Source organism: Aquimarina amphilecti (assembly GCF_900109375.1).
Lineage (GTDB): Bacteria > Bacteroidota > Bacteroidia > Flavobacteriales > Flavobacteriaceae > Aquimarina > Aquimarina amphilecti.
On sequence record NZ_FOAB01000003.1, the window covers coordinates 374,968 to 398,277 of the forward strand.

Consider the following 23,310-nt stretch of genomic DNA (forward strand, 5'->3'; position numbering starts at 1 on the left):
ATTCAAAACTCTTTTAATTCGTTATAACGCATATCGGCATGTATCGCTTCTTTTAATTTCGATTTACACTTAAAAATCCGTTGTCTTACCGTATTTTCTGATCCATACCCTAGCTTTTCTGCTATTTGTACATAAGGTACTTTATTAAAAAAAAATGCTAGTACTTCTCTACAATTCTGCGATATTTCTAATAATTTTTCTTGAAACAACTCCCACTTCTCCTGTTCATAGGTCGCCAAAGCTATCTCTCTTTCTTCATGAACAAGATCCATAACTCCTTCATTTGTTACCCTCATTTTAGATAATTTTGAAGCTCGCCTCCATAAATTCTTGCAGATAGTTATAAAATACCCTTCAAAACTAGAAGTAATCTTGAAATTTTCATCCTGTGCTCTGGCAGATAATTGTAACAATGCTTTTTGCATTACATCCTTTGCATCATCTTCTGATCCATCGTGACTAACTATGTAAGACTTTACTTTAGGATACAACCTATTATATATTTCCTTAATACCCTTATCATTACCGGATTTAAGGCTCTGTAACAGGTAATCATCAAGCTTTTTATTTGCCATGGAATCTCTAAGTAATTATAGAATAATTTCTATACGAAGAACACAAACATAACTATAATTCGTGAAACTTTGTTAGGGGAATAAGACTGTTTTTTTATGGGTTAACTGCTCTTATTAATTGACTTTTTAAGAAAGAAAAAGGGAAATATAATCATCTATAAAACGCATAAAAACACTACTTAAACACACTTAAAATCAAATAATTAACATCAAAAAATAATTTCAAAGCCAAATCAAATTATACTATTTAAACAAATTATCTTAAATATTTGGGTAACATTTCTACTATTTTCGAATCCGGTCTATGAATATCAACTAAAAATGTGGTTTAGTAATATATCATATGACTTTACACATTTTAAAAAACAAACTAATTATCATGAAAAAAAGTATTGTAATTGTAGCATGCGTATGCGTTTCATTAATCGGAGTATGGGGATGCTCCGTTGATGAAGATATTATAACTCAAAACACTGGTTTCGGAGAAGTTTTAGAAAAAAACACTACTAACAATCCTATAGTACCGGAAATCATTAGAAATCAAGTTGTGGTAAAATTTACGGATTCCACTTTAAACGAGACCCAAAAAAAGAACCTGCGATCTGATCTTGAGCAAACTTATGATTTTAAAATATTACAGAAGGAAGTTTGTGACTGCGATCCCCAAGGGCCAGAATTATGGACAATAGATACCATATATGCAGATTTTATGGGAGTACAACACTTAGTAGAAAATCTAGTAACTAATTACGAAGATAACTCTGGTGAAGAAGAAGTTGAAGAAGGCAGAGCTATATTTGATTATCAATTCTACATAACTATTGCCAATAAGACTTTATCTGGTCATTACAGTAGTCGTTTAGGGGACAAAATAATATCATCAACCAATCCTGATTATGTAAATATTGCAATAGTAGATACAGGAATTGACTATGATTATTTTAATGATCCTATATTATACAGTACAAGGGGTGAATCGAATGGAAGCTTTGGAGATTCTGGATGGGATTATGTAAATCACGATAAAGATATGAGAGATGATAATGGACATGGTTCTAAAGTAGCAAAAATCATTAATTCCGAATTAACAGCTAATCAAATTCCACATCAATTATTATCTATAAAAGCCTTTGATGAGAATGGGCGTGGCAGTTACTATGATATCGTTTGTAGTTTAAACTATATTTCGAAATTAAATAATATCGATATTGTAAATATGAGTTTTGGATGGTATGGTTTAAAAAAACAAAAAATTCTAAAAAACAGCATTGAATCTATGGAAAACACTGTATTATTTATTGCTTCTGCTGGTAATCGAAGGTTGAATGTTGATGAAGAAATCGCTCATTTTCCATCTGGATATGCAATAGAGAATCTTTTGGGAGTTGGCGGTTATGAAATTGAGGTCAGTGAGCAAGTGGAGATGCCAGATTTATTAGATTTCATATCTATAGTAGAATCAAATTATGGCCCATCGACTATAGACATAGCTGCTCCAATAAATGGGTATTTCTATACTATGGATACCGAATCAAACCTCACAATTAATCCTGTAGGAACCTCTTTTTCCGCAGCCTATATAACAGCTGTTGCCGGAAAACTATATGACAAAGAGCTCACTTCATTACAGCTCAATAACGCGATATTAAATAACGCATATAGGGTACAAGGATTACAAAATTTTATTCAACAAGGTAGAGTGATCATTAGAAGATAGTTTAAAAGCAAAAAAATCGTAAGTATCATTTCATTGTTTATCTAAAGTGTAATTTTCATATTTTTAAAGTATGAAAATTACACTTTTTTTCTTGCTACTAAATATTATTCCTTTCACCATATATTCGCAACAAGACAAAGATGAGTTTAATAAACTATTGAATTTATCTATAGATCTGGAACTGAAGAAGCGCAAAATAGATTCTTTCTTTGAACACACAAACGAGCAATATGATATAGTCCTTGCCGACAATTATCATGATTATGGAGTCTTTCTATTTAAAAAACGGAAAAAAACTAATGAAATAGAAAACCTTCGTAAAGCAATTTTGTTTACAAAAAAATCCTTGTCAATTAAAGATAGCCTACAAATTAAATCATCCAAATCACTAGATAAAACATTATATAATTTAGGGTTTTTCAATTCTAGAATTCAAGAATATTTTAAAGCTATTACTTACCTCATACGGTTATCTGAAACAGGGCAACTTGATAAAAAAATAGTTGCTAACTCAGAACTTTCTATAGCATATAAAAATATAGGGGACTACCACAAAGCATTAAGCACTATAGAAAAAGCTATTGGGTTGTGTCCAAATAATTCTAAATATGATAAAAAAAGAGTTAATTTCTATTTGCTCAAGGCCGACATATACTCTTCTATGGGGTATAAAAGACATTCAAATAAAATTAAGTCAAGTCTTCAAAAAGCGGATTCTATACTACAATCCGTTTCTTACAACCCTGTAAAACAAAAAAACAGCATATTCCAAATAGAAGGAAACCTACTTCTTAAAACAGAAAACTATCGTGAAGCCATTACCAATTTCTCTAACGCCATTAGTAGATTACACCCTCTGGATTCAAACTATAGAGCCATAACGCACAATAGCTTAGGGCTTGCATTTTTAAAAATAAAACAATTAGATAGTAGCAAACTGCATTTGGAAGAAGCAATTAAATATAATCCCAGTTATACGCCTGCCTACGAAAATCTTGGTGATTTTTATATCACCAAAAAAGAATTCAAAAAAGGATTACTGTTCTACCAAAAAGCTATACAATATACTTTTGATCCAACTAAGACCTATGATTACAACGACATTATTAAAGAAGAAAACTTAGAACTAATACCTAATAAATACTATACTCTAAATCACTTAATCCAAAAAGCCAATGGTTGGATGCAGTACTATCACCACGACAAAAACCACGATCATCTCATACAGGCTTTAAAAACTTTTAAAATTGCAGATAAATTAGTTGATATTATTCGTTTCGAAAGCTCTGAATATAAATCTAAGTTATATTGGAGAGAACAAGCTTCATCTTTGTACATGAAAGCTGTAGAAGTATCTTTTCTATTAAAAAAATCTGAAGACGCTTATTATTTTATGGAAAAAAACAAGGCGATACTCTTATTAGAAGATATCACCAATGAACAAGCAAAAGATAATGCCAAACTGCCTTCGGAACTAGCTAGTAGAGAATATTTTCTAAAACAAAGTATCTATCTATCAGAAAACAAATTAAATATACTAGATAATACATCAAAAGATAGTATTCTTGCAGTGAAAAAAGAAATCTATCAACATAAGCGCAGCTATGAGGTCTTTGTAGACTCTCTTAATATCAAGTATCCCGAGTACGCAATTAATAAGCAAAAAGTTAAGGTTCTACCCTACTCGAATTTTACAACGAAGTTTATTTCAGACAAAGAAGTTGTATTACAATATATTCTAAATGATGATCAAGGATATGGAATTCTTCATACGAAAGGCAAATCCATATTTTTCGAGATTTCTAATCCAAAAGAATTAATTCGGGATATCAGTATCGCAAACCATCAAGTTACTACCTGGTTTACAAATCAACAAGAATTAGCGGCGTATCAGAAAACAGCATATCGAATTTTTAATCAACTTATTCCAGAGGATGTTTATTCAGCAATTAAAGAAAAAAATGTAACAATCATTCCTGATTATGCATTGCAACAACTCTCTTTTGAGACCTTAATTACGTCAGAACATGATCATAGTTATTTAATTAAAGACACCGAAATTAGGTATGCTTATTCTATGAGTTATTTAGATCAAAATAAAAACAAAAACAGAAATCCTGAACTCAATTTTTTAGGTGTTGCGCCAATAGATTTTAAGATGGATAATTTAGGCTCTTTAATTCATAGTAAAAAGGAAGTGACCAACATATCCGATATCGTTTCTGGAGATATCTTATTAAAAGAAAAAAGCATTAAGGATAGTGTTATTAGCAATTTTGACAAATACAATATCTTACACCTATCTACACATGCTGATGTTGGAGCTATAACAAATCCTTGGATTGCTTTTAGAGATCAAAAAATGACATTACAAGAAATATACGCCACCAAAAATCAATCAGAAATGGTAGTGCTAAGTGCTTGTAAAACCTCTTTAGGAAAAATCAACAAAGGCGAGGGTGTTATGAGCCTAGCCAGAGGATTTTTCTATGCAGGTACCAATAGCGTAGTCTCTTCTTTATGGTCTGTAAATGACAAAGCAAATCAAGAATTGATGATTGACTTTTATAAAAACATCGATAAAGGGTCTACAAAATCTTCCGCTTTACGAAATGCTAAACTACACTACCTAAACACTCACGACGGTAGCGAATTATCTCCTTTTTATTGGGGTTCGTTAATACTTATTGGTAATAATACTCCTATTTCACTAGATCAAAATTCGTTTAAGCCCTATATCGTTTTCATTCTTTTGATGCTAGTAATTGGCGCTACAAGTCTTTATTTTTTTAAAAAGAAAAATAGAAAGGCTAAATAAATAGTATCATTTTAGCCTTTCTATCAAAGTAGTATGATTTCTTACTTATTACAAATTAAATATACTTCCACCAATAGGAACCTTATCAATCGCAATAGAATTATTTAAAACCTCATCATAATTATCAATATCATCACCTTCAAAGTAATCTTCAAATACCGTTAAAAAGTTAGTTGACAAATCCGGACAAGCACTACATAAAGTATTAAAGTTCCTTAACGTAATAGTGCAGCTGCAATAACTTCCTGCACCATCTAATCCTATTGAGGCCCAAAGATACGGTGGCAAATAAGCAGCCTGAAAATCATCAATCAACACTCCATCTTGAAACACATAATCTTTTGGCACATTTACTTCTGTCGGATAAGGAATATATAATACATTCACTTTTGCTTGATTCTTTCTATCATATACCTCTTGAATTAAAATAGCTCGACTATCTTCTTTATACAGAATCTCCTTAATAAAAGATATTTCCTCTCTTTCAATCGGTAATTCATTTAGATCAATAAATGATGCTACACCTTTTCCTGTTATAAATTTAGGCGTTTTCGGAGTGCCAGGTACAAATCTAAAATCTGGATCAATAGCTTTAGCATATTGTAAAGCATATAAACTTGCAATTCGTGCATCCATACTAAACATAGATGTTACCTCTTCTGCTTCTTTACTAGTATTAAATTGTAAAGCGCTAGATTCTATTTCTTCTTTGTTACAAGAAAGAATGAAGCTTGCAAAAAGCACGCATAGAATTCCTTTTAAAATATTGTGATTCATTTTCATTAGTTTTTATTTTTAATGTTTATTTCTTGTTATCAATAAGCTAATACTAGTAGTAAATCCAAGTACCTACCGTATTAGGAGTAGCAGGATACCAATGCGACCAATGTTTTGTAACCCCTGATCTTGGAGTAAATTCTGCAGGTATAAAACCAGCACTCCAATCATATACATCTATGGCTTCATAACAGTTACAATAATTATGACTAGACTTTGATTTTATTCGAGGAGATACTTCAAAAAAATCTTGCGCATACCAAGACGCTTCAAACTCTAATCTATTATCAGTTTTTACATCTTTCCAATCATTCCACCATAACACTTTTGACCATTCTTGCGTTTTTGTAACAGATCCTATCGAGCTATAAAAAGCCCAATGTCCATTCCATTGCTTAGCAATCATTCTCGCCTTTCTTCCATTAAATTCACGAATCACTTTTGTTGTAAAAGCTGATTTTTCAGTGATTTCTTCTATTTTATTTTCATGTTTAAATACTGTAAGATTTTCTCCAAAAGAGATCGTCTCACCGTCTTGGATTTTCACATCACCTTTGGCATTTGCAGCAATAAATTCATTAATTACTTTTCCAAATCCTCGTGTATAGGTGTAGACAAAATCTCCATCTATTCTAAAGATTTTATCTTCTATTCCTATTTCTCCATTCTCATTTAGTAAAAAAAGCAACATACTATCCGGAGAATCCACCTTTGCAATATTTTCCCTTTTTAGACCAAGTTGTTCAGCCTCCTCTTTTTCTAAACTATTATACACTAACAATAATGATAGTCTTCCTCGTTCTTCGAAAGCAATTCTTGCTTCATCTAAAAGGTTTTCTTTCGACTCCATTTTTTGAGCAATAAACTCTTTAAATTCATCTTGCGAATCAAAACTGAGCATAGAAGACTCTTTAGTTTCTTCTTTAGTATTAATACTAGTTTCTTCTTGCTGTAAAACAGTATCATCCTGCGTACAAGCAATCAACAACGTACTTAAAACTATTATTCTTAAAATATTTTTCATTTTTATTCTTTTATAAATATTAGTTACTTTTTAAAGTTTTTGAAACAATGCGGATATAATAAAAAACATATATCCCATCATTCAATTAAACCATTTGACAAACCATATACTTAATTCATCAAATGGTTGTTTTTAGTTTCTTAAATTTCTATTGTATTGCTAACTGTTGGGTAATTACTTCACCAGAATTTCTTATAATTCTAACAAAATACATTCCTTTAGAAACCCTAGAATCAATCTCCAAAAGGATATTTTCTTTCTGAACTGAAAAAGATAACGGGGTACTTTTTCCAGAAAGCTCAACCAGTTCTATACTTTTAATTGGATCATTAAAAGATCCCGAAATGGTAAGTGTACTTCCTGACTGTACCGGATTAGGATACATCTCTAACTTAGATAGATCGGTATTTTTATCATCTGAAGAATTCTCTCTTTCATATTCTTCATATAGTTCATAAATAGCACCCGAATTAACTAACTCATTAATTTCTTTGGTATAAGCACTATCTGGCTCAAAAGGATACTCTTTAGTTTCTAAAATAAAACCTCCAATATTATTTTCACTTTCTTGTATCTGAACTCTAAAATATTTTCTAGTTTCTTGCCATTCTTTGCAATCATTCCAGATTCCATGCTTCACATAATACCAGGTATTTATTAAAAGACCTTGAAAAGAAGCCACATCAGAATTACAGCAAAATCCACTGATTACATTATGGTTTACATCATACACCTGCCATCCATGATATACTGAAACTGGATTGCTATCTGCCTGCACATTTACACTTACCTGACCATTAAAATTAGAACTTACACTTAATGCAAAATCAGTAGTGTATCCAGCCCAACTAACAGAACTAGGAATAATTTTTCTAGTTTCTTGCCACGGATAACAATTTTCATCAGAATCTTTCCAAACTCCATGTTTGATATAATAATTTTTAGTTCTGCTTAATCCACTAAACGTTACCGTTGTTCCACCTTGGATAGGTCCTATTTGGGTACCTCCATTAGCAATAGAAGTTGGTGTTTCGAATAATCCCCACCATTGATACGCATTTGGATTTGTTGCAGTTACCTGTACTGTAATGGTTCCATTACCAGCACAGCTAGTATTCATGATAAAATTAGAATCCAATCCTACATTAGGCAATACTGTAAATCGCTTGGTTAAAGGCAACCATCCGATACAATCATTACCCAATGCTACTTTGATTTCATATTCATATCCAGCTTCAAAATTCACATTATTGCCTGCAAATAGTGTCGTTAAATTAACTGTTTGCAATTGTCCTGTAGTCCAACCTAATCCAGATACGTACTGAAAATTACCTGTACTTCCTGTAGGTCTTCTCCATGCATCTATAAAATAACGAACCTCTCCCTGAGAAGCGCTTCCGTTTAATAGAATTGTCTCTCCATCGCAAAAAGTATCTTTAGTATTGGAATCTGAATCTTCGAAATGAAAATTTACTTCAAGATTTTGTTCTTCGATCACTATATCATCAATTGCCATTTCTGCCTGCTTTACTCCTCCTGTATATAGCGGATTTATTAAAAGTCTAGCATAGTTTGCATTAGGTGTAAATGTAGTTGTAACCAAATGCCAGTTGTTTCCTAAATATGTGCCTATGGTATTAGAAAAAATAGTTTGTTCATTAAGGATGGTTCCGTTCTGAAAATTAACAGCTCTTACATTTATAGTACCGTGATCACTTATATCTTGATTACCTCTATCATTAGTTCTTACTTTAAAAGAAACTGTATAACATTTTCCGTTCTCAAATGCGATAGGAGTTTGTATACTTTCATAATGATTAGTGGAACCTCCTGACCACATCCAAGCATGTGGATTAGACGATACGCCGTGCAATGAAGGACTCCCAGAAAAGGAGTTCCAATTAGGAACGCAATTATTGCTGGTGGTAGTAAACGCAAAACTATAATCATTACAATTTGTATTGTAATTAGAAAAATCTCCGTTAGTAACTAGATTCTGTGCTACCCCCAAGTTAACTGATACTATTGTAAAAAATAGTAGTAAAATATTTTTAAAATTCATTGTATTAGTTTTAAAAGAAATGCCTACTCATACGCTTTTCGGCTGCCGCGTTTTGCTTCACAAAAAATTATACAGGTTGATCAGACCTAGAAACAATTGCTTATTTGGTAGGAAGAGTATGTTTATATCTAAATGTTACCCTGGGTTTTTATTTTTTTTTAAAATAGATGATTTTTCATAATAAATCATCAGTAATATAAATCGATGAATAAGTGAAGTAATAAAGAGAAAAAGTGTTTTGGTAATCACTAATGAAAAAAGAAGAGCGGAGATGAGTATGAATCTGAAATTAGAACGGGGAGTAGTAATAATAAATCTTAATGACTGTTTAGTTAATTATAATTAATCTATTTTAAAAATTAAAGTTCTCTAAAATGGTGACTACTAAAAACCGATATGGTATTACAGGGGTCAAATACAATATTTCTACTAAAGAAATTATTAGAACTAAAGAGGCTCAAGAATCAGAACAGCAACTCCAAATAGAAACGGTATGATCTATTATCTTAATCTTATCAAAACGATTTCGAAGTCACTACCAATTGCATTAGTAATATTATTAAGTGTTCTTTATTTTAAATGGAAAGGAGATCAAATTCTACAATCACGAATCCTAAGCGAATAGATTGTTTACAGTTGTTTTGGTACGCAAGAACGGGTTACTGAAAAAGCTTTTTAATAAATAAGCTATAAATCTATTTATTACGTCTATACAATAGAATTCCTTCAATTATAACTTAGAAGAAATTTCTTAAGTCATAAAAATTTTGGAAAAAACCTCATTTTTAGAGGTAATATATTTAAAGATTAAGACATTAACATATAAGAATCTATATTGTTGGGTATCACTAATAATCGTGATTGATAATAGAAGGGAGAAGAATTTGACCTGAACACTCCTAAAAATAAGGTAAGGCATCATTAAAAACTCTTAAGAATGAAAAATTCATTTAAAAACCTATTTTTATTAACTCTTTTCTTTTCTATACTAATTGGATGTTCTCAAGAAGAATTAACATCCGATGAGGAATTGATAATAGAATCATCTGATTTCAAAGAACTAGAAATTACTCAAGATGACATTTTAAAGATTAAAAAACTCGAATTCAATACCACTGGATTACGATTGATTGAGATAATAACATCTAAAGGTATCGCTGAGAAGTATTATATCGTAGAAGAAGATATACGGATAGCTGCTCATCAAGTAGATAAAATGATTGGCGCTGCAAGTATATCCAAACAATACAATTCTAATAATATTGTAGATAATGATAGAGAGATTACTGTTAGAGGGGTTACTCAGGGTTCTGGTGCTATTACAAATGCTCAAAAGAATGCCCTTCTTAAAGCAATAGAAAATTATAACAATGTAGGTATTGGGCTCAGATTTAGATTAACATTTGGCACAAAAGATAATTCTAAAGACATTAATGCTATACAAGTTTTCGATCCAAGGAATGGTGCGCAAGCTGATTTTCCATTTGGTGGAAATCCAGGGCCAGAAGTAAGGATGTTTACAGGAGCTAGTGGTAATAATTCTCTAGTGTTAACACATATATGGATGCACGAAATCGGTCATACATTAGGTTTACGTCATACAGATTGGAATGGTAGACAAAGTTGTCCCCCTGAACTACAAGGTGTAGAACCGGTTAACCCTAATGGATTACCTAATGTCAATGGATTAAATCATATCCCAGGAACGCCAACAGGCTTTGATGCGACTTCAGTTATGCTAGCCTGTTTTAGCACATCCGAAAATGGACAATTTGGCACTTACGATGTAGTAGCATTAAAACATTTATATCCGTGGGTAGGTTTACCAATAGTACGTACAAGAAACCCTGATCCGACAATTTGCACCAATGTGTTTGTACAGCCTGATAGGTATATGCTTCCAGTATCTCCGGGAGCGGACACATATGAACTTACTTCTAATTCATCGAATCTCATAGTTGATAGATTTGTAAGACCAAATCAAGAAATACTCATGATAGCTAGTCAGCCCGGAAACTATAGACTAACATTAAAAGTGAGTAACTCATTTGGCAGTCGTTCTGCTACAATATTCGTTACAGCCAATCAATGTAATGATGATGGAGGCGGTTTTGGTTTTTAATGAAATAGTTATCATCAATTTTTAATCGTAGAATACAAAAATAAAATCTATGACACTTTATTGTTGTCATAGATTTTTGTTTTTTCAGTATATATCAATAATTCGACTACTATTACAAAAACCAGGTAAGCCTCCTTGGAATCTATTTCGTAGAAAAAGAGCAGTAGCCGAAATCAAATTTCATAACTACGGATCACAAGCGGATAGTCTGTTTACAGTTATTTTGGATAGGAAAAAGGGAATTCTAAAAAGACTTTTTAACAAATAAAATTCTGTTCACATCTTTCTTATTGGAATATTTCCAAATTTTATACTTTTGAATAGGAATAAATCCTAGTAATGAAAAAGATCTTAGTAAAGGAAAATATCATTTTAGATAAAGAATTGTTTGACTCTTTTTATGCTGATGCCAAAAAGAAAGGGCTTCTCGTAATTTCTAATGAAAAAGGAAGAGCCGAAATGAGTACAGGCATTTTTATGCTTAATGGCATTCCTGATATGTCAAAAGACGATTATTATATCAAAAGAGTATTATTTGGATTGATCCAGAAATATGGGCGCTTCCATTTTACTTCTAAAAGATTTCAAGAAAAAATGTTGCTATATGAATACGAGGTTGAAACAAAAACTTGGAGTAGTTATAATCAGTCTGAGTGATTTTTATTTATTTCAATAAATCCATTCTATTATAACGGTGGTTTTAATGAAACTCGAATTTGAGAAGTCTGAAAAACGCACTCAAATCCGTAAGTTGAATTAATCCCGCATACTGAGCTTGCGAAAGTATCTTGCGGGATCCCATAAATTCCACCTCTAAGCCCATTAAGTTCAATAAAGCGGTTCATTTTATAAGTTTACGATTTAACACTTAAATGAACCGATATGTTATTTGGATATGCACGTATAAGTACCCCATCTCAGAAATTTGATTTACAAATCGATGCTTTGTTAAAAGCAGGTGTAAAAGAAAAAAATGTTTACAAAGATGTTTCTTCAGGAGCAAAAGCGAATCGGAAAAGTCTGGATTTACTCTTAAGTAAATTGAGAGAAGAAGATGTAGTTATCGTTTGGAAGATGGATAGAATTGCTAGGAGTGTTTCGCATATGTTAAAGCTCGTTGATCAATTTGAACAATTGGAAGTGGGCTTTAGAATTTTACAGGAGCCTTTCATAGATACAACATCTGCTCACGGAAAATTTGTACTTACCATTTTTAGTGCAGTTGCCGAAATGGAGCGCAATATCATTGTAGAAAGGACATTAGCTGGACAGGAAAGTGCCAGAAGAGGAGGCGCTGTAATTAGGGCTAAGTAAAAAAGCTGAAGCAAAAGCCATTCTAACGGAGACCTATTACCGAGACGAAAAAAATCAGCTTTCTATTACTGAAATTATGAAACTAGTCGATATTAATTCCAAAGCGATGTTTTGGGATAAAGATCAAGATGTCGATAATGCTTATTGCAAAAAACATATAAAATAATAAGCTACTTTATATGAATCAATCTCAAATGTTTTGTTTATTCAAAAAATCTAGTTGATCCAAAGAGAAAAAATATACTTATTAAATTAAAAAGCTTCATAGAGGGCATCTAAAATATCATAAAGCTACTTAAATCTTTCTAGTATTGCTTTAGTTTGCAAACAATAATAGTTTCACATATATTATGGTTGATATCGAATTCAAAGTGTATTGTGATAAATACTGTTATAATGATAAAAACTTGGTGTAAAAAAGAATTTTTATACCAAGTTTTTATTTACTGATTTTTAAAAAATATATAGCCAACGCTTTGCATTCACCTTAAAACAAAGAGGCTAAATTCTCAATTAAAAAACGAATTATTCAGCCTCTTTTTTTTCAGATCGAAATATTATGTGATTTATTTCATTACAAAAGGTCCTTCTGCTTCTTTAAGGTGTGTCCAGATAATCATAGTTTCTCCATCGGTGTCAATGCCCATATACTTTTTATCATTACCTTCCGTAAATCGAACGATTGCACCTACGCTTTTTATAAGTTGAGTATTTACGCTTTTTCTATCATCCCACCAATATCCCCTTCCTCTTTTCCTATGCCTATCAGCTCTTATTCTTCCCTCAACCATATAAAAGTTATTTATGGTGTGAGTAGGGTTCCAAGTACCCGAATAAATAGATGAGGCTGCATCAATAGCTTCTCCATTAATTTTGTCAAATCCATCCCCACTACCCAATAGGCGTTTATACGGTTGTCTTACTTCTTGGCTGTAAGTTGCCCCTATATTCTGAGGTATAGCGGTAGAGTTGATAGTAGATGGGTCAAATCTCATAGTAGCTGTAAAAGTACCAGACATATCAAAAAAGTGAATCCCCTTATATCTATAAGATTCAAAAGTTTCTAGATAAGCAGCTCTTACTCCATCTAATGGCATTACCCCCAACGGTGCATTAGGATCGTTATGATCAAAAATGCCCTCGTGTATTTTTTTACCCAGATCGATATTGTAAAATGCATATTTATCACCTGCCAGGTTGTACAACAAAATCGTTCTATATTTTAATCGTACCATAGCTCCAATACCATCTTCAAAAATATCAACCATTCCTCTATACGCTTCGGGAGGTAAAACACCCTTTACTTCACAATTTACTACATCAAATTCTGTCCCTAATTTTACGCCTACCACCCTAGATGGTTCATAAACACTGCGTACCTTGTAAGAGAGCGGTGATGCCGTTTCGATCTTGGTACCCTCTGCTAATTTTTGAGCAATTTTGTTAACTGAATTTTCTCCTGCTAATGTTATTGCTCCTGAAGCATCGCCTCCATATGCAACTACCGTGATTTTTAAATCTTTTAGAGATTGAAAAGCGCTTACATCCAAAGAACCTTGAGTACTTGTCCCAAACCCGTCATATGCAAAGTTTAACTGAGTCTGCATTTCCTGACGGCTAGAGGTAGATTCTACCAACATATAGAAAATTCTACCGTATGCTACCGACGAAATAAAAGTAGCCGGATTGTTTTGATCAATGTAGGGTTTATATTCTTCTTGGGTAACATCACTGGCAAAAATATCCTCTGGACGTGTTGGAGTATCAAAATTGATCGTATAGAACGTTTGTGTAAGTTTTACTAATGTTCTATTAAATTGCTTTTCGGTACTAAACTTAAAACTTGATTCAACTTTTGCCTTCCATCCTTCAAAAGTTAATCCCATTTCTAAAGCTAATTGCCTCTCGGATTCTATTTGCTCAATCGAAAGATTAAAATTGGCAGGTACTTCCCCAGAAGCAGAATTGATAATTTGATTGATTGCACTTTGTATTGTACTCGTTTTTACTTCGTCTACTGTAACACTCGGAGTGCCGACACCTCCATTCACATTTATAGAAATGGTACCTCCAGCGCGTTTTACCGGTATAATGCTCGGAGTAACAATTTCTGGATCCACAACGGTTTTACCCTGTAGTAAGTTTCCAGGAAAAACAACATCGCTTGTTAATCCTCCAAACAGTTGAAAATTAGTACTACCATCTTCTACACTTACCTTTTCGGTCGTACAAACTATACGTTTGGTAACCATGCTTCCATTTTCTTCTACCTCTCTATCTTCTTTAGATTGAGTCGTTTCTATGACCTTTGTCTCCCTGGATTCTGGATATACATCAAAAAAACTATCGTCTCCTGTTCCCAGATCGATCACCTTGGCACTTATCGTAGTAGGATTGGATTCGTTTATTGATTCTGTTTCATTTTCTAAAATTTCGTCCTTTGTACAAGAAACTATGGTTGTTACACCTATAGCCACGGCCAAAAGTCCCTTGGTAAATAAATGTGTTTTCATTTCGTTTTACATTTTATTGGATTTATTACTATATAAGGTCTGCAGCCCTTTTTTAGTATTTCACTTTTCTCCAATTGATTAATACTGCGACAAACTTATAACAAGAGTGTTTTATTACAAAAACAAAGGGGGTAGCAAAACCGTGACGTTTTCTTAAAAAACTGTAAGTTAGCTATTTAAAATACCGTATTATTATTCTTGCGATGAGTTCTTTTGATCGAGAAAGACGATAATATCCTCATTCGAAGCTAAGTTTAACTTCTTGCGGAGACGATATCGATTAGATCGAATGGCGGGTAAAGTCGTGCTCAGCACTTTACTTATTTGTGAACTGCTTAACCCTGCTTTCATAAGATAAATAAGCTCTTTATCTTTTGGTGTTAATTTAGGGTAATTAGCATCCAGATATATTTTAAAATCCATATGAACCTTATCCACATAGGTTTTTATATTGGATGTCGATTTTTGTGATGATTTTTCAGAAAGTAAATCGGCAGATAAAGAACGTAAGGCTACTTGTCGTTCTGTTTCATTTTGAAAAGTGATGATTTCTTTAATATCACCTAAAGTTTTATTAAGTACTTCTTCGGTGATAGAGTTTTCGATTACCACTTTTTTGAGCTCGTTTTCGCGGTTGGACAAGGCTAGGTCAGCCTTTAGTTTCTCCATTTCTTTGAGTTCCAATTTGTTTTTTGCTAATACAATTTTTTGCTGATTTCTTCTGATAATAAAGTAAATGGAAGCCAAAGCAAGTAATAGTACTACGAAAAACAATATGAAATAAAGTTGTTTTTTAGTTTTGGCATTGGCAAGTTCTATAGCAGCTAGTTTTTTTTCATTTTTAAATTGGTAAGCATACTCTAATTCTGAAAAACGTCTGGCTCTATTTTCATCCACTAAAGAATCTTTGTATTTGCTATAGGTTAAGTAAGCTTCACGAGAATCTTTATATCTTTCGGCCTTGAAATCAATTTCTGCTTTTTCTTCGTATGAATACTTTAGCAATAGATGATCATTCACTTTTTTGGCATAAAAAATAGCGTTATCAATATGTACAGTAGCCTTGTAGTACTCCTCTAGCTCATGATAAGATGTAGCCATACTCAAATGATTATTGGCTATATGTGGATATTCATCGGTGTTTTTTAAGATTTTTAAATTCTCTTCAAAGATTTTTACAGCAATATCGTTTCTTTTTTCGTTAGCATAGGTGTTGCCTATGTTAGCCTTCATTCTAATAACATTTGTTTTAATAGTGTCCAGCACTGCGCACTTTTTAAAATAATATCGTGCAGAGTCATATTTCTCTTCTTTAGCATACACTGCTCCCAAACGGCTTAATGAGATCACTTGCCCTTTGGTAGTGGTGTCTTTTTCTTGTATAACCAAAGCTCGTTTGTAGTGTAACTTTGCCTTTTCTAATTCATTTTGTCTGTGATACACAGCTCCCATACTACTAATACTTTTTCCTGCAATTCTATTGTATTGTATTGATTTGGCGAGTTCATAAGCTTGATTGGCATATTCTAGAGATTGGGCGTAATTTCCTAAATTGGAAGAGGTGCTCGACAGACTGTATAACGTTCTTGCTCTTAGTTCTAGATAGTACGGACTGGTATACCCTTTATTTTTAATGGCCTTTTCAATTTCAGTAAATATTTCTTGTGCAATTGCCCTGTCAAAAAATGCCAAGCGATTGGCTAGCTTTTCTTTAAGATTTAATCGAATAGAATCAGAAGTGGCGTTTTCAATTTCCTGTTCAATACGCCTGATTTCTTCTTTTCTTTCCTGTTCCTGGCTGAAAAAAAAATGGGTACAGAAGAGACTTATCAAAAGTATTAATCTTTGTCTATTCATTAAGATGGGGTATATATTTTGTTGGTATAATTGTAATAGCAAATATAATTATAACTATTCGAAAAAAATTCCCTAGAATACTTTCATATTTACTTCAAATTATGACTCTCAAATTGTAATGGGTGTCTGGTTTTTAATCTCAGGTATTTGGACTTATTTAACAAGTGAAGACTATATAATAGTAGATGGAGAAAAAGAAAAAATTCATATGAACAATCATTTTTTCTATATATCCATGAAATTATGGAGTTATATAATATTAGTTCTTGGGATATTGACATTAATTAGTGGAATAGTAGAAACAATTAATACATAAAGTTCAATAAAACGATAATTAACAATGAGTATTTTATTTATTTTAATCGGAGTTGTTATCGGAATAATTATTTTGGGCATAGGAATTGTTTATTTGCGATATTTTATTCCATTGCGTCCATAAGAAAATGGATTTGAATATGTATATGTAAATAGTGATGGAACTGTACGAGAATTATATGATGATGAGATTGAATATTTGAATGAGAAATTTAATCCAACTGATAGCGCAAGACCGTATATTAAAAGTAGATATAAATCATTAGCCTCAGATCAAAAAATATCAGGTTTTATACATCGGAATAGAATTCCGAGAAAAGTAGAAATAAAAAACATTGTAAGAGAAAGTATCATAAAAAAAATAGAACACGAAGTTGATGAAACGGGAGCTTCAGGTATATTTACGAAGTCACCAAATTTCTAATTTAGCTTTTAGAGTAAAAGTTCAATAAAACGATGACTAAGAGAACAATAAAAGTTACTAGTACTGCTGTCGTAATTGCTTTCTATATTGCTGTAGAACAATAATTTATTTCATGTATATCCCTGAAAGTACTACAAATTATAGATAGAAAATCAAATATGTCGACCGGCTTTTTTATATCTTTAGTTAAAAATCATTTTCGATGTCAAAACTACTAGAGGATCCATTTAAATTGCATGAAGCAAATCAACGATTATTACGTAGAATGCAATCTCTGGAAAAACATTTCGAATTTAAAAAAAATAATATTGTAGATGAACAAGATTCAAGTTATACTTTAAAATTTAAATTACATAATGAGAAAATTGATCTTGATATTGAAATAGATGATTTTGATAGAATTTTGGTTAGTAAAGATATTGATATTGAAAGTAAAAAAATTAATGTCGATATTGATATATGGATATTAGATGCTAGTCTAAACGGGTTGCATATGAACTCTCATTCCAGACATTACTATGTTAATGCAAAAGTTAATTATCGATTTAAGAAGGTATACATATCAAATAGTATGATGGACAACATACATTTTAGTAATGTTGTTGTTTCAAATCTAGTTCTACTAAATCTCAATAAACGAATTCGTATATTAACATTAGAATGCTCATTAGAGTCTTATAATATTAGACTTTGTAAGTTTGAAATCTTTACTTTATTCAATAAACTAGATAATCTTAATGCTGAGAATGTAGATGAGGCATTTATCTATAAAATAAACATTTCAAGATCCGTTAATATTTCCGAAAACACTTTGAAAAAAGTCGATATAAGGTTTTTGAATATTAGTAATGCTAGAAACACTGATATTAATGTTATAAGAAGAATTAAAAAGTCATTTGAGATTGAAGGAAATAAATATGATTATCAAAGGGCATTGGTTTGTGAACAAAAAATAATTCGAAGATCTCTTAATAGATCTAGTCTTTTAAAAAATATTCCTGAAAGATTCCTTCTATTTTTAAATGCTATTTCTAATGAATTTGGAATAAATTGGATCAGAGCCACTGTGTTTACATTCATTGTAAATATAGCGGGGTCTATTGGGGTCTTATTATTGCTTTTTGATACTTCTCTTTACAATATTAATCAGAAATTAATTCCTTTAATATTTAGCAATTTATCCCCTTTGTACAATATAAACTGGCTTCAAGAGAATAATGCGGGCATAATTGTATACTTATTACATTTATTTACTAAGATTTTAGTATTGTATGGAATTTACCAAACGGTTCAAGCATTTAGAAACCATTCGAAGTAATTAAATTGTGTCATACTTTTATTTATTACTTCATAGGAATTTAATTTATTAAAAATCAAAACTAAAGAAGTATGATGCGAACCCGATAGCGCGGAAATGTTTTCCGTGCGACACAGTAAACTAAAAGTTCAATAAAACGATAAAAAAATATCAATATGAGTTGGGATTTGTACGTACAGGATTGGGGGAAATTTAATGCATTAGATGAGATTCCCGATGATTTTAAACCAAAATTTATTGGTAAGCGATCTGAAATAATCAAGCAAATTAAGATGATAGAACCAATGGTGAATTTTTCTGATCCTTCTTGGGGTTATCTGGAAAACGAGTTTTTTTCTATAGAGTTTAATATGGGGAATTCTGAAGTTATAAATGGTTTTGTAATGCATATCAGAGGAAATGAATTAGCACTACCTTGTATTGGGAATATTTTGGAAACACTTAACTTGAAAGCTGCGGATGGTTCAACTCCAAATTTTTTTAATATCAAAAAATCCAAAGACAATATTAAAAAGTGGATTGATTATAGAAATACAATACTAAAAACATAAACAAAGTTCAATAAAACTATAGAAACATACAGAATGATTAATATTCACAGTAGAAAAGAGTTTATTAATTTTCTAGAAGGTCTCTTAAAAGAGTATCCAGAGAATTGGGAAAACCATAAGATGGAAGATTTTTTAGAAGCTATGATACGATATTCCGATGCTGTTCAGCAATATTATAAAAACACAGATCAAGGTATTAATGCAGATGAAGCTCAATGGAAAGTATTTGCAGATATTATCAAAGGAGCTTCTATGTATGAATAATCAATATGTTTAAAATAAGATGTTATCAAAACTACTAAAAAAACCATACTTACTTTTCTGGGGTATTATTCCTTTATTATTACTTCTTTCCTATTATGAAGCTGATCAAACATTAGATATAAATATTCATGACACTTATTATGTTTTTTCGCGACAACAATTAATGATTTTAGTAAGTATCCTTTTTGGCCTAACTGGTTTTATATATTGGTTGTTAGAACGTTTCAATTTTAAAACTGTAACCTTATTAAATCTTTTACATTTAATTTTTACGGTTGGAATTATCTTGATAAATAACATCCAAGAATTTTTAGTAGACTATTTTTTAGGCAAAAGCTACTATACGAACTCTCATATCCCCAATTCATCTATTTGGCTCTTTATTTTGATTATCAGTATAGGACAAATCATTTTTGTAGTAAATATTTTTTTAGCTATTCTGAAAGGAAGGAGTTATACAACTAAAGTCTAGTAAACTGCCTATGTTAGGGTCTTCTATTCCTAATAACTGTACCAAGCTTACCGAAAATGCATTTCTCACAAAGTTGTAGTAATCGAACTAAGGTGTTTTTTTTCAAAAAAAGAAACGCTTAAAAACAAAAAAGCCTTCAAAATCAAAAGATTAAGAAGGCTTTAAGTACTCGGGACGGGACTTGAACCCGTACGTCCTAATGGACATTGGATTTTAAGTCCAACGTGTCTACCAATTCCACCACCCGAGCGTGGTATATTTCCTCAGAGCGAAAGACGAGATTTGAACTCGCGACCCTCACCTTGGCAAGGTGATGCTCTACCCCTGAGCTACTTTCGCAGTAATTTTATGAACTTCGCAATTCGTTATTGCGGATGCAAATTTAAAACATTTCTAGTAATACCAAAGTCTTTTCGCAAAAAAGTGTAAAAAACTTTACACTGTAGAAGCTTTCTTCCTGGTTAACATACGTTTAATCTCATTTAATTTCATCAAAGCTTCTACAGGAGTAAGCGTATCAATGTCAATATTTACAATTTCATCCTTAATTTCTTCCAATAGTGGATCATCTAGATTAAAAAAGCTTAATTGTAATTCATCCTCTTCCTGAATCCCTTTTATCTTATCCGTAAGCTCTTCGCTACTATGCGATTTTTCTAACTTTTTAAGCATCTTATTTGCTCTATGCAATACTTGTTGAGGCATTCCTGCCATTTTAGCTACATGAATTCCAAAACTATGCTCACTGCCTCCAGGAACGAGTTTACGAAGAAACAACACATTATCTTTTAACTCTTTTACAGCTACATTATAATTTTTAATCCTCTTAAAGGTTTCACACATTTCATTAAGCTCGTGATAATGTGTAGCAAATAAGGTTTTTGGTCTCGCTGGATGTTCATGAAGAAATTCACTAATTGCCCAAGCAATAGAAATCCCATCATAGGTACTTGTACCACGTCCTATTTCATCAAGCAATACCAAACTTCTGTCCGAAATATTATTTAGAATATTTGCGGTTTCATTCATCTCTACCATAAACGTGGATTCTCCCATAGAGATATTATCGCTTGCTCCTACTCTAGTAAATATTTTATCTACGGCTCCAATTTTAGCTTCATCTGCGGGAACAAAACTTCCCATTTGTGCTAATAAGACGATTAAGGCTGTTTGTCTCAATATTGCAGACTTACCACTCATATTAGGTCCCGTAATCATAATCATCTGCTGATCTTCCTTATTTAAAGAAACATCATTAGCTATGTACTGTTCTCCTGGTGGTAATTGTTTTTCAATTACTGGATGACGTCCATTTTTAATTTCTAGCGTATAGGAATCATCTATCAACGGACGTGTATAGTTGTTTTCTTCAGCTAATTGAGCATAAGAACATAAACAATCCAATTGTCCGATCAAACTAGCATTTAATTGCACCGGCTTGATATACTCATTCATCCAAATAATTAAATCACTAAACAACTGTTGTTCTAGCGTTAGAATTTTTTCTTCGGCTCCAAGAATTTTAGCTTCGTATTCTTTTAACTCTTCTGTGATATATCGTTCTGCATTAACCAGTGTTTGCTTCCGTATCCAAGTTTCAGGAACTTTATCTTTATGGGTGTTACGTACTTCGATATAATACCCAAAAACATTATTGGAGGCTATTTTTAAAGAAGTTATTCCGGTAGCTTCTGTTTCCCGCTCTAACATCTTATCTAAATAATCTTTTCCAGAAAATGCAATAGAACGTAATTCGTCTAATTCGTCTAAATAACCATCCGCTATGGAATTACCTTTAAGAATATTTACAGGAGCTTCTTCATTTAGCGTTTCTTTTATTTTGTTACGCAACAATTCGCAATCATGCAAGGTATCCCCTATTACTTTTAAGGCCTCATTATCACTATTAGTTGCTTGCGCTTTTATGGGAACTATTGCTTCTAAAGAGTTTTTTAATTGAATAATTTCTCTGGGATTGACTTTTCCTGTAGCAACTTTAGAAATCAAACGTTCAATATCTCCAATTTGTTTAATCTGATGTTGGACCTTCTGGTGTAGCGTTCCATTATCTAAAAGGTATTGAACTACTTCATGACGTTTTTGAATACTAACTACATTTTTAAGTGGTAAAGCTAACCACCGTTTTAGTGTACGTCCTCCCATCGGAGAGATTGTTTTATCAATAACATCTATTAATGTTACAGCATTGACCGCATTAGGGTTATACAATTCCAAGTTTCGAATTGTAAAACGATCCATCCATATATATTCATCCTCTGCAATACGCTGTACAGAAGTAATATGTTGTAATTTATGATGCTGTGTTTCTCCTAAATAATGAAGAATTACCCCCGCAGCTATAACACCTTCTTGTAAATGATCTACTCCAAAACCTTTTAGAGATGTCGTCTCGAAATGGGTATTTAGTGTTTCGTTAGCATAGTCTGTTTTAAAAACCCAATCTTCTAGAAAAAAAGTATGAAAATCATTTCCAAAATCATTTTGAAAAGCCTGTTTTTTAGGTTTAGGAATTAACACCTCACTTGGGCTAAAATTACGTAGTAATTTATCCATCTGTGCTACATCGCCTTGAGCAGTCAGGAACTCTCCTGTAGAAACATCTAAAAATGCAACACCTAATTCTTTTTTACCATAATGCAGTGCACACAAAAAATTATTAGTTTTACTCTGTAATACCTCATCATTTAGAGCAACTCCAGGAGTTACTAACTCAGTCACTCCTCTTTTTACAATCGTTTTTGTCTGCTTAGGATCTTCTAATTGGTCACAGATTGCTACTCTTTCTCCAGCCTTAACTAATTTAGGCAAGTATGTGTTTAGAGAATGATGCGGAAATCCTGCCAATGCAGTTTCGTGTTCACTTCCATTACCTCTCTTGGTCTGTACAATATTAAGAATCGCTGCTGCTTTAATAGCATCTTCTCCAAAAGTCTCATAAAAATCACCCACTCTAAATAGTAATAATGCATCCGGGTATTTAGCCTTAATAGCATTATACTGCTTCATTAGCGGTGTTACTTTCTTTTCTTTTTTTACTTTTTTTGGTGCCAAGAGTATCTAATTTTTCTACTGTGGCTAATGTAGGTATTCTCCATTTTTTTTTGAAACCTAACCAACAGGAGTTATTCATTTTTATTCACAATTTCTCTAAAGGAGAGGGTAGTAT

At 32.1% G+C, this 23,310-nt stretch carries 20 protein-coding genes and 2 tRNA genes; 13 read left to right on the plus strand and 9 right to left on the minus strand.

The window, feature by feature from the left end; translation table 11 throughout:
* Nucleotides 1–2: 2 nt before the first annotated feature.
* Nucleotides 3–575: an RNA polymerase sigma factor gene (locus tag BMY33_RS09390; RefSeq protein ID WP_091407791.1), complete on the minus strand. Its 573-nt coding sequence runs from the start codon at nucleotides 573–575 to the stop codon at nucleotides 3–5.
* A gap of 379 nt (nucleotides 576–954) precedes the next feature.
* Here BMY33_RS09390 and BMY33_RS09395 point away from each other — a divergent pair, with 379 nt between their 5' ends.
* The gene (locus tag BMY33_RS09395; RefSeq protein WP_170837050.1) at nucleotides 955–2,292 is read left to right on the plus strand and encodes a S8 family peptidase; all 1,338 of its coding nucleotides are present in this window, start codon (nucleotides 955–957) and stop codon (nucleotides 2,290–2,292) included.
* A gap of 70 nt (nucleotides 2,293–2,362) precedes the next feature.
* Nucleotides 2,363–5,110, plus strand: a complete 2,748-nt coding sequence (locus BMY33_RS09400) for a CHAT domain-containing protein (RefSeq protein WP_091407795.1) — start codon at nucleotides 2,363–2,365, stop codon at nucleotides 5,108–5,110.
* A 48-nt stretch (nucleotides 5,111–5,158) separates the two neighbouring features.
* Here the strand turns inward: BMY33_RS09400 and BMY33_RS09405 are convergent, their stop codons facing one another.
* The 3 genes from BMY33_RS09405 to BMY33_RS09415 all read right to left on the minus strand — a co-directional run bounded on the left by BMY33_RS09405 (nucleotide 5,159) and on the right by BMY33_RS09415 (nucleotide 8,973).
* Nucleotides 5,159–5,887, minus strand: a complete 729-nt coding sequence (locus tag BMY33_RS09405) for a hypothetical protein (RefSeq protein WP_139195623.1) — start codon at nucleotides 5,885–5,887, stop codon at nucleotides 5,159–5,161.
* A 52-nt stretch (nucleotides 5,888–5,939) separates the two neighbouring features.
* Entirely contained in the window at nucleotides 5,940–6,911 is a 972-nt protein-coding gene (locus BMY33_RS09410) for a hypothetical protein (protein WP_091407798.1), read from the minus strand.
* 148 nt (nucleotides 6,912–7,059) lie between these two features.
* On the minus strand, nucleotides 7,060–8,973 hold the full coding sequence (locus tag BMY33_RS09415) for a T9SS type A sorting domain-containing protein (protein ID WP_091407800.1): 1,914 nt from the start codon (nucleotides 8,971–8,973) through the stop codon (nucleotides 7,060–7,062).
* A gap of 374 nt (nucleotides 8,974–9,347) precedes the next feature.
* On the opposite strand from BMY33_RS09415, the gene BMY33_RS23905 reads away from it, so the two are divergent.
* The 5 genes from BMY33_RS23905 to BMY33_RS09435 all read left to right on the plus strand — a co-directional run bounded on the left by BMY33_RS23905 (nucleotide 9,348) and on the right by BMY33_RS09435 (nucleotide 12,409).
* The gene (locus BMY33_RS23905) at nucleotides 9,348–9,470 is read left to right on the plus strand and encodes a hypothetical protein (protein ID WP_280139532.1); all 123 of its coding nucleotides are present in this window, start codon (nucleotides 9,348–9,350) and stop codon (nucleotides 9,468–9,470) included.
* A 440-nt stretch (nucleotides 9,471–9,910) separates the two neighbouring features.
* Nucleotides 9,911–11,095 carry a M57 family metalloprotease gene (locus BMY33_RS09420; RefSeq protein ID WP_091407802.1) on the plus strand — a complete coding sequence of 395 codons (1,185 nt, stop codon included), beginning with the start codon at nucleotides 9,911–9,913 and terminating at the stop codon, nucleotides 11,093–11,095.
* 49 nt (nucleotides 11,096–11,144) lie between these two features.
* Entirely contained in the window at nucleotides 11,145–11,363 is a 219-nt protein-coding gene (locus tag BMY33_RS09425) for a hypothetical protein (RefSeq protein WP_091407803.1), read from the plus strand.
* Nucleotides 11,364–11,434: 71 nt separating this feature from the next.
* Nucleotides 11,435–11,752, plus strand: a complete 318-nt coding sequence (locus BMY33_RS09430; protein ID WP_091407804.1) for a hypothetical protein — start codon at nucleotides 11,435–11,437, stop codon at nucleotides 11,750–11,752.
* Between the two features lie 225 nt (nucleotides 11,753–11,977).
* Nucleotides 11,978–12,409 (plus strand): recombinase family protein, encoded by a 432-nt coding sequence (locus tag BMY33_RS09435; RefSeq protein WP_091407805.1) that lies wholly within the window; start codon nucleotides 11,978–11,980, stop codon nucleotides 12,407–12,409.
* A gap of 566 nt (nucleotides 12,410–12,975) precedes the next feature.
* Here the strand turns inward: BMY33_RS09435 and BMY33_RS09440 are convergent.
* Nucleotides 12,976–14,922 carry a thiol-activated cytolysin family protein gene (locus BMY33_RS09440; RefSeq protein ID WP_091407807.1) on the minus strand — a complete coding sequence of 649 codons (1,947 nt, stop codon included), beginning with the start codon at nucleotides 14,920–14,922 and terminating at the stop codon, nucleotides 12,976–12,978.
* Nucleotides 14,923–15,114: 192 nt separating this feature from the next.
* Complete coding sequence (locus BMY33_RS09445; RefSeq protein WP_091407808.1) at nucleotides 15,115–16,779, minus strand: tetratricopeptide repeat protein; 1,665 nt, start codon at nucleotides 16,777–16,779, stop codon at nucleotides 15,115–15,117.
* 118 nt (nucleotides 16,780–16,897) lie between these two features.
* Between BMY33_RS09445 and BMY33_RS09450 the strand changes: the two genes are divergently transcribed.
* The 6 genes from BMY33_RS09450 to BMY33_RS09475 all read left to right on the plus strand — a co-directional run bounded on the left by BMY33_RS09450 (nucleotide 16,898) and on the right by BMY33_RS09475 (nucleotide 20,123).
* Nucleotides 16,898–17,095: a hypothetical protein gene (locus BMY33_RS09450; protein WP_091407810.1), complete on the plus strand. Its 198-nt coding sequence runs from the start codon at nucleotides 16,898–16,900 to the stop codon at nucleotides 17,093–17,095.
* A 198-nt stretch (nucleotides 17,096–17,293) separates the two neighbouring features.
* On the plus strand, nucleotides 17,294–17,518 hold the full coding sequence (locus tag BMY33_RS09455; RefSeq protein WP_091407811.1) for a hypothetical protein: 225 nt from the start codon (nucleotides 17,294–17,296) through the stop codon (nucleotides 17,516–17,518).
* 202 nt (nucleotides 17,519–17,720) lie between these two features.
* Nucleotides 17,721–18,836 (plus strand): hypothetical protein, encoded by a 1,116-nt coding sequence (locus BMY33_RS09460; RefSeq protein WP_091407813.1) that lies wholly within the window; start codon nucleotides 17,721–17,723, stop codon nucleotides 18,834–18,836.
* Nucleotides 18,837–18,991: 155 nt separating this feature from the next.
* Complete coding sequence (locus BMY33_RS09465; protein ID WP_091407814.1) at nucleotides 18,992–19,387, plus strand: hypothetical protein; 396 nt, start codon at nucleotides 18,992–18,994, stop codon at nucleotides 19,385–19,387.
* 33 nt (nucleotides 19,388–19,420) lie between these two features.
* Nucleotides 19,421–19,651: a DUF7660 family protein gene (locus tag BMY33_RS09470; RefSeq protein WP_091407816.1), complete on the plus strand. Its 231-nt coding sequence runs from the start codon at nucleotides 19,421–19,423 to the stop codon at nucleotides 19,649–19,651.
* A gap of 19 nt (nucleotides 19,652–19,670) precedes the next feature.
* Complete coding sequence (locus BMY33_RS09475) at nucleotides 19,671–20,123, plus strand: hypothetical protein (protein ID WP_091407818.1); 453 nt, start codon at nucleotides 19,671–19,673, stop codon at nucleotides 20,121–20,123.
* 166 nt (nucleotides 20,124–20,289) lie between these two features.
* On the opposite strand, the gene BMY33_RS09480 is transcribed toward BMY33_RS09475, so the two are convergent.
* From BMY33_RS09480 to mutS, 3 genes are all read right to left on the minus strand, one after another.
* A tRNA-Leu gene (locus tag BMY33_RS09480) sits at nucleotides 20,290–20,373 on the minus strand.
* Nucleotides 20,374–20,390: 17 nt separating this feature from the next.
* Nucleotides 20,391–20,462: transfer RNA gene (locus BMY33_RS09485), tRNA-Gly, on the minus strand.
* A 96-nt stretch (nucleotides 20,463–20,558) separates the two neighbouring features.
* Nucleotides 20,559–23,150 carry a DNA mismatch repair protein MutS gene (gene mutS, locus BMY33_RS09490; protein ID WP_091407819.1) on the minus strand — a complete coding sequence of 864 codons (2,592 nt, stop codon included), beginning with the start codon at nucleotides 23,148–23,150 and terminating at the stop codon, nucleotides 20,559–20,561.
* Nucleotides 23,151–23,310: the final 160 nt, after the last annotated feature.

What these genes read in the sequence shown, in the direction of transcription:
- BMY33_RS09390 (WP_091407791.1), bottom strand. Translation starts at nt 575, where the DNA reads ATGGCAAATAAAAAGCTTGATGATTACCTGTTACAGAGCCTTAAATCC.
- BMY33_RS09395 (WP_170837050.1), top strand. Translation starts at nt 955, where the DNA reads ATGAAAAAAAGTATTGTAATTGTAGCATGCGTATGCGTTTCATTAATC.
- BMY33_RS09400 (WP_091407795.1), top strand. Translation starts at nt 2,363, where the DNA reads ATGAAAATTACACTTTTTTTCTTGCTACTAAATATTATTCCTTTCACC.
- BMY33_RS09405 (WP_139195623.1), bottom strand. Translation starts at nt 5,887, where the DNA reads ATGAATCACAATATTTTAAAAGGAATTCTATGCGTGCTTTTTGCAAGC.
- BMY33_RS09410 (WP_091407798.1), bottom strand. Translation starts at nt 6,911, where the DNA reads ATGAAAAATATTTTAAGAATAATAGTTTTAAGTACGTTGTTGATTGCT.
- BMY33_RS09415 (WP_091407800.1), bottom strand. Translation starts at nt 8,973, where the DNA reads ATGAATTTTAAAAATATTTTACTACTATTTTTTACAATAGTATCAGTT.
- BMY33_RS23905 (WP_280139532.1), top strand. Translation starts at nt 9,348, where the DNA reads ATGGTGACTACTAAAAACCGATATGGTATTACAGGGGTCAAATACAAT.
- BMY33_RS09420 (WP_091407802.1), top strand. Translation starts at nt 9,911, where the DNA reads ATGAAAAATTCATTTAAAAACCTATTTTTATTAACTCTTTTCTTTTCT.
- BMY33_RS09425 (WP_091407803.1), top strand. Translation starts at nt 11,145, where the DNA reads ATGACACTTTATTGTTGTCATAGATTTTTGTTTTTTCAGTATATATCA.
- BMY33_RS09430 (WP_091407804.1), top strand. Translation starts at nt 11,435, where the DNA reads ATGAAAAAGATCTTAGTAAAGGAAAATATCATTTTAGATAAAGAATTG.
- BMY33_RS09435 (WP_091407805.1), top strand. Translation starts at nt 11,978, where the DNA reads ATGTTATTTGGATATGCACGTATAAGTACCCCATCTCAGAAATTTGAT.
- BMY33_RS09440 (WP_091407807.1), bottom strand. Translation starts at nt 14,922, where the DNA reads ATGAAAACACATTTATTTACCAAGGGACTTTTGGCCGTGGCTATAGGT.
- BMY33_RS09445 (WP_091407808.1), bottom strand. Translation starts at nt 16,779, where the DNA reads ATGAATAGACAAAGATTAATACTTTTGATAAGTCTCTTCTGTACCCAT.
- BMY33_RS09450 (WP_091407810.1), top strand. Translation starts at nt 16,898, where the DNA reads ATGGGTGTCTGGTTTTTAATCTCAGGTATTTGGACTTATTTAACAAGT.
- BMY33_RS09460 (WP_091407813.1), top strand. Translation starts at nt 17,721, where the DNA reads ATGTCAAAACTACTAGAGGATCCATTTAAATTGCATGAAGCAAATCAA.
- BMY33_RS09465 (WP_091407814.1), top strand. Translation starts at nt 18,992, where the DNA reads ATGAGTTGGGATTTGTACGTACAGGATTGGGGGAAATTTAATGCATTA.
- BMY33_RS09470 (WP_091407816.1), top strand. Translation starts at nt 19,421, where the DNA reads ATGATTAATATTCACAGTAGAAAAGAGTTTATTAATTTTCTAGAAGGT.
- BMY33_RS09475 (WP_091407818.1), top strand. Translation starts at nt 19,671, where the DNA reads ATGTTATCAAAACTACTAAAAAAACCATACTTACTTTTCTGGGGTATT.
- mutS (WP_091407819.1), bottom strand. Translation starts at nt 23,150, where the DNA reads ATGAAGCAGTATAATGCTATTAAGGCTAAATACCCGGATGCATTATTA.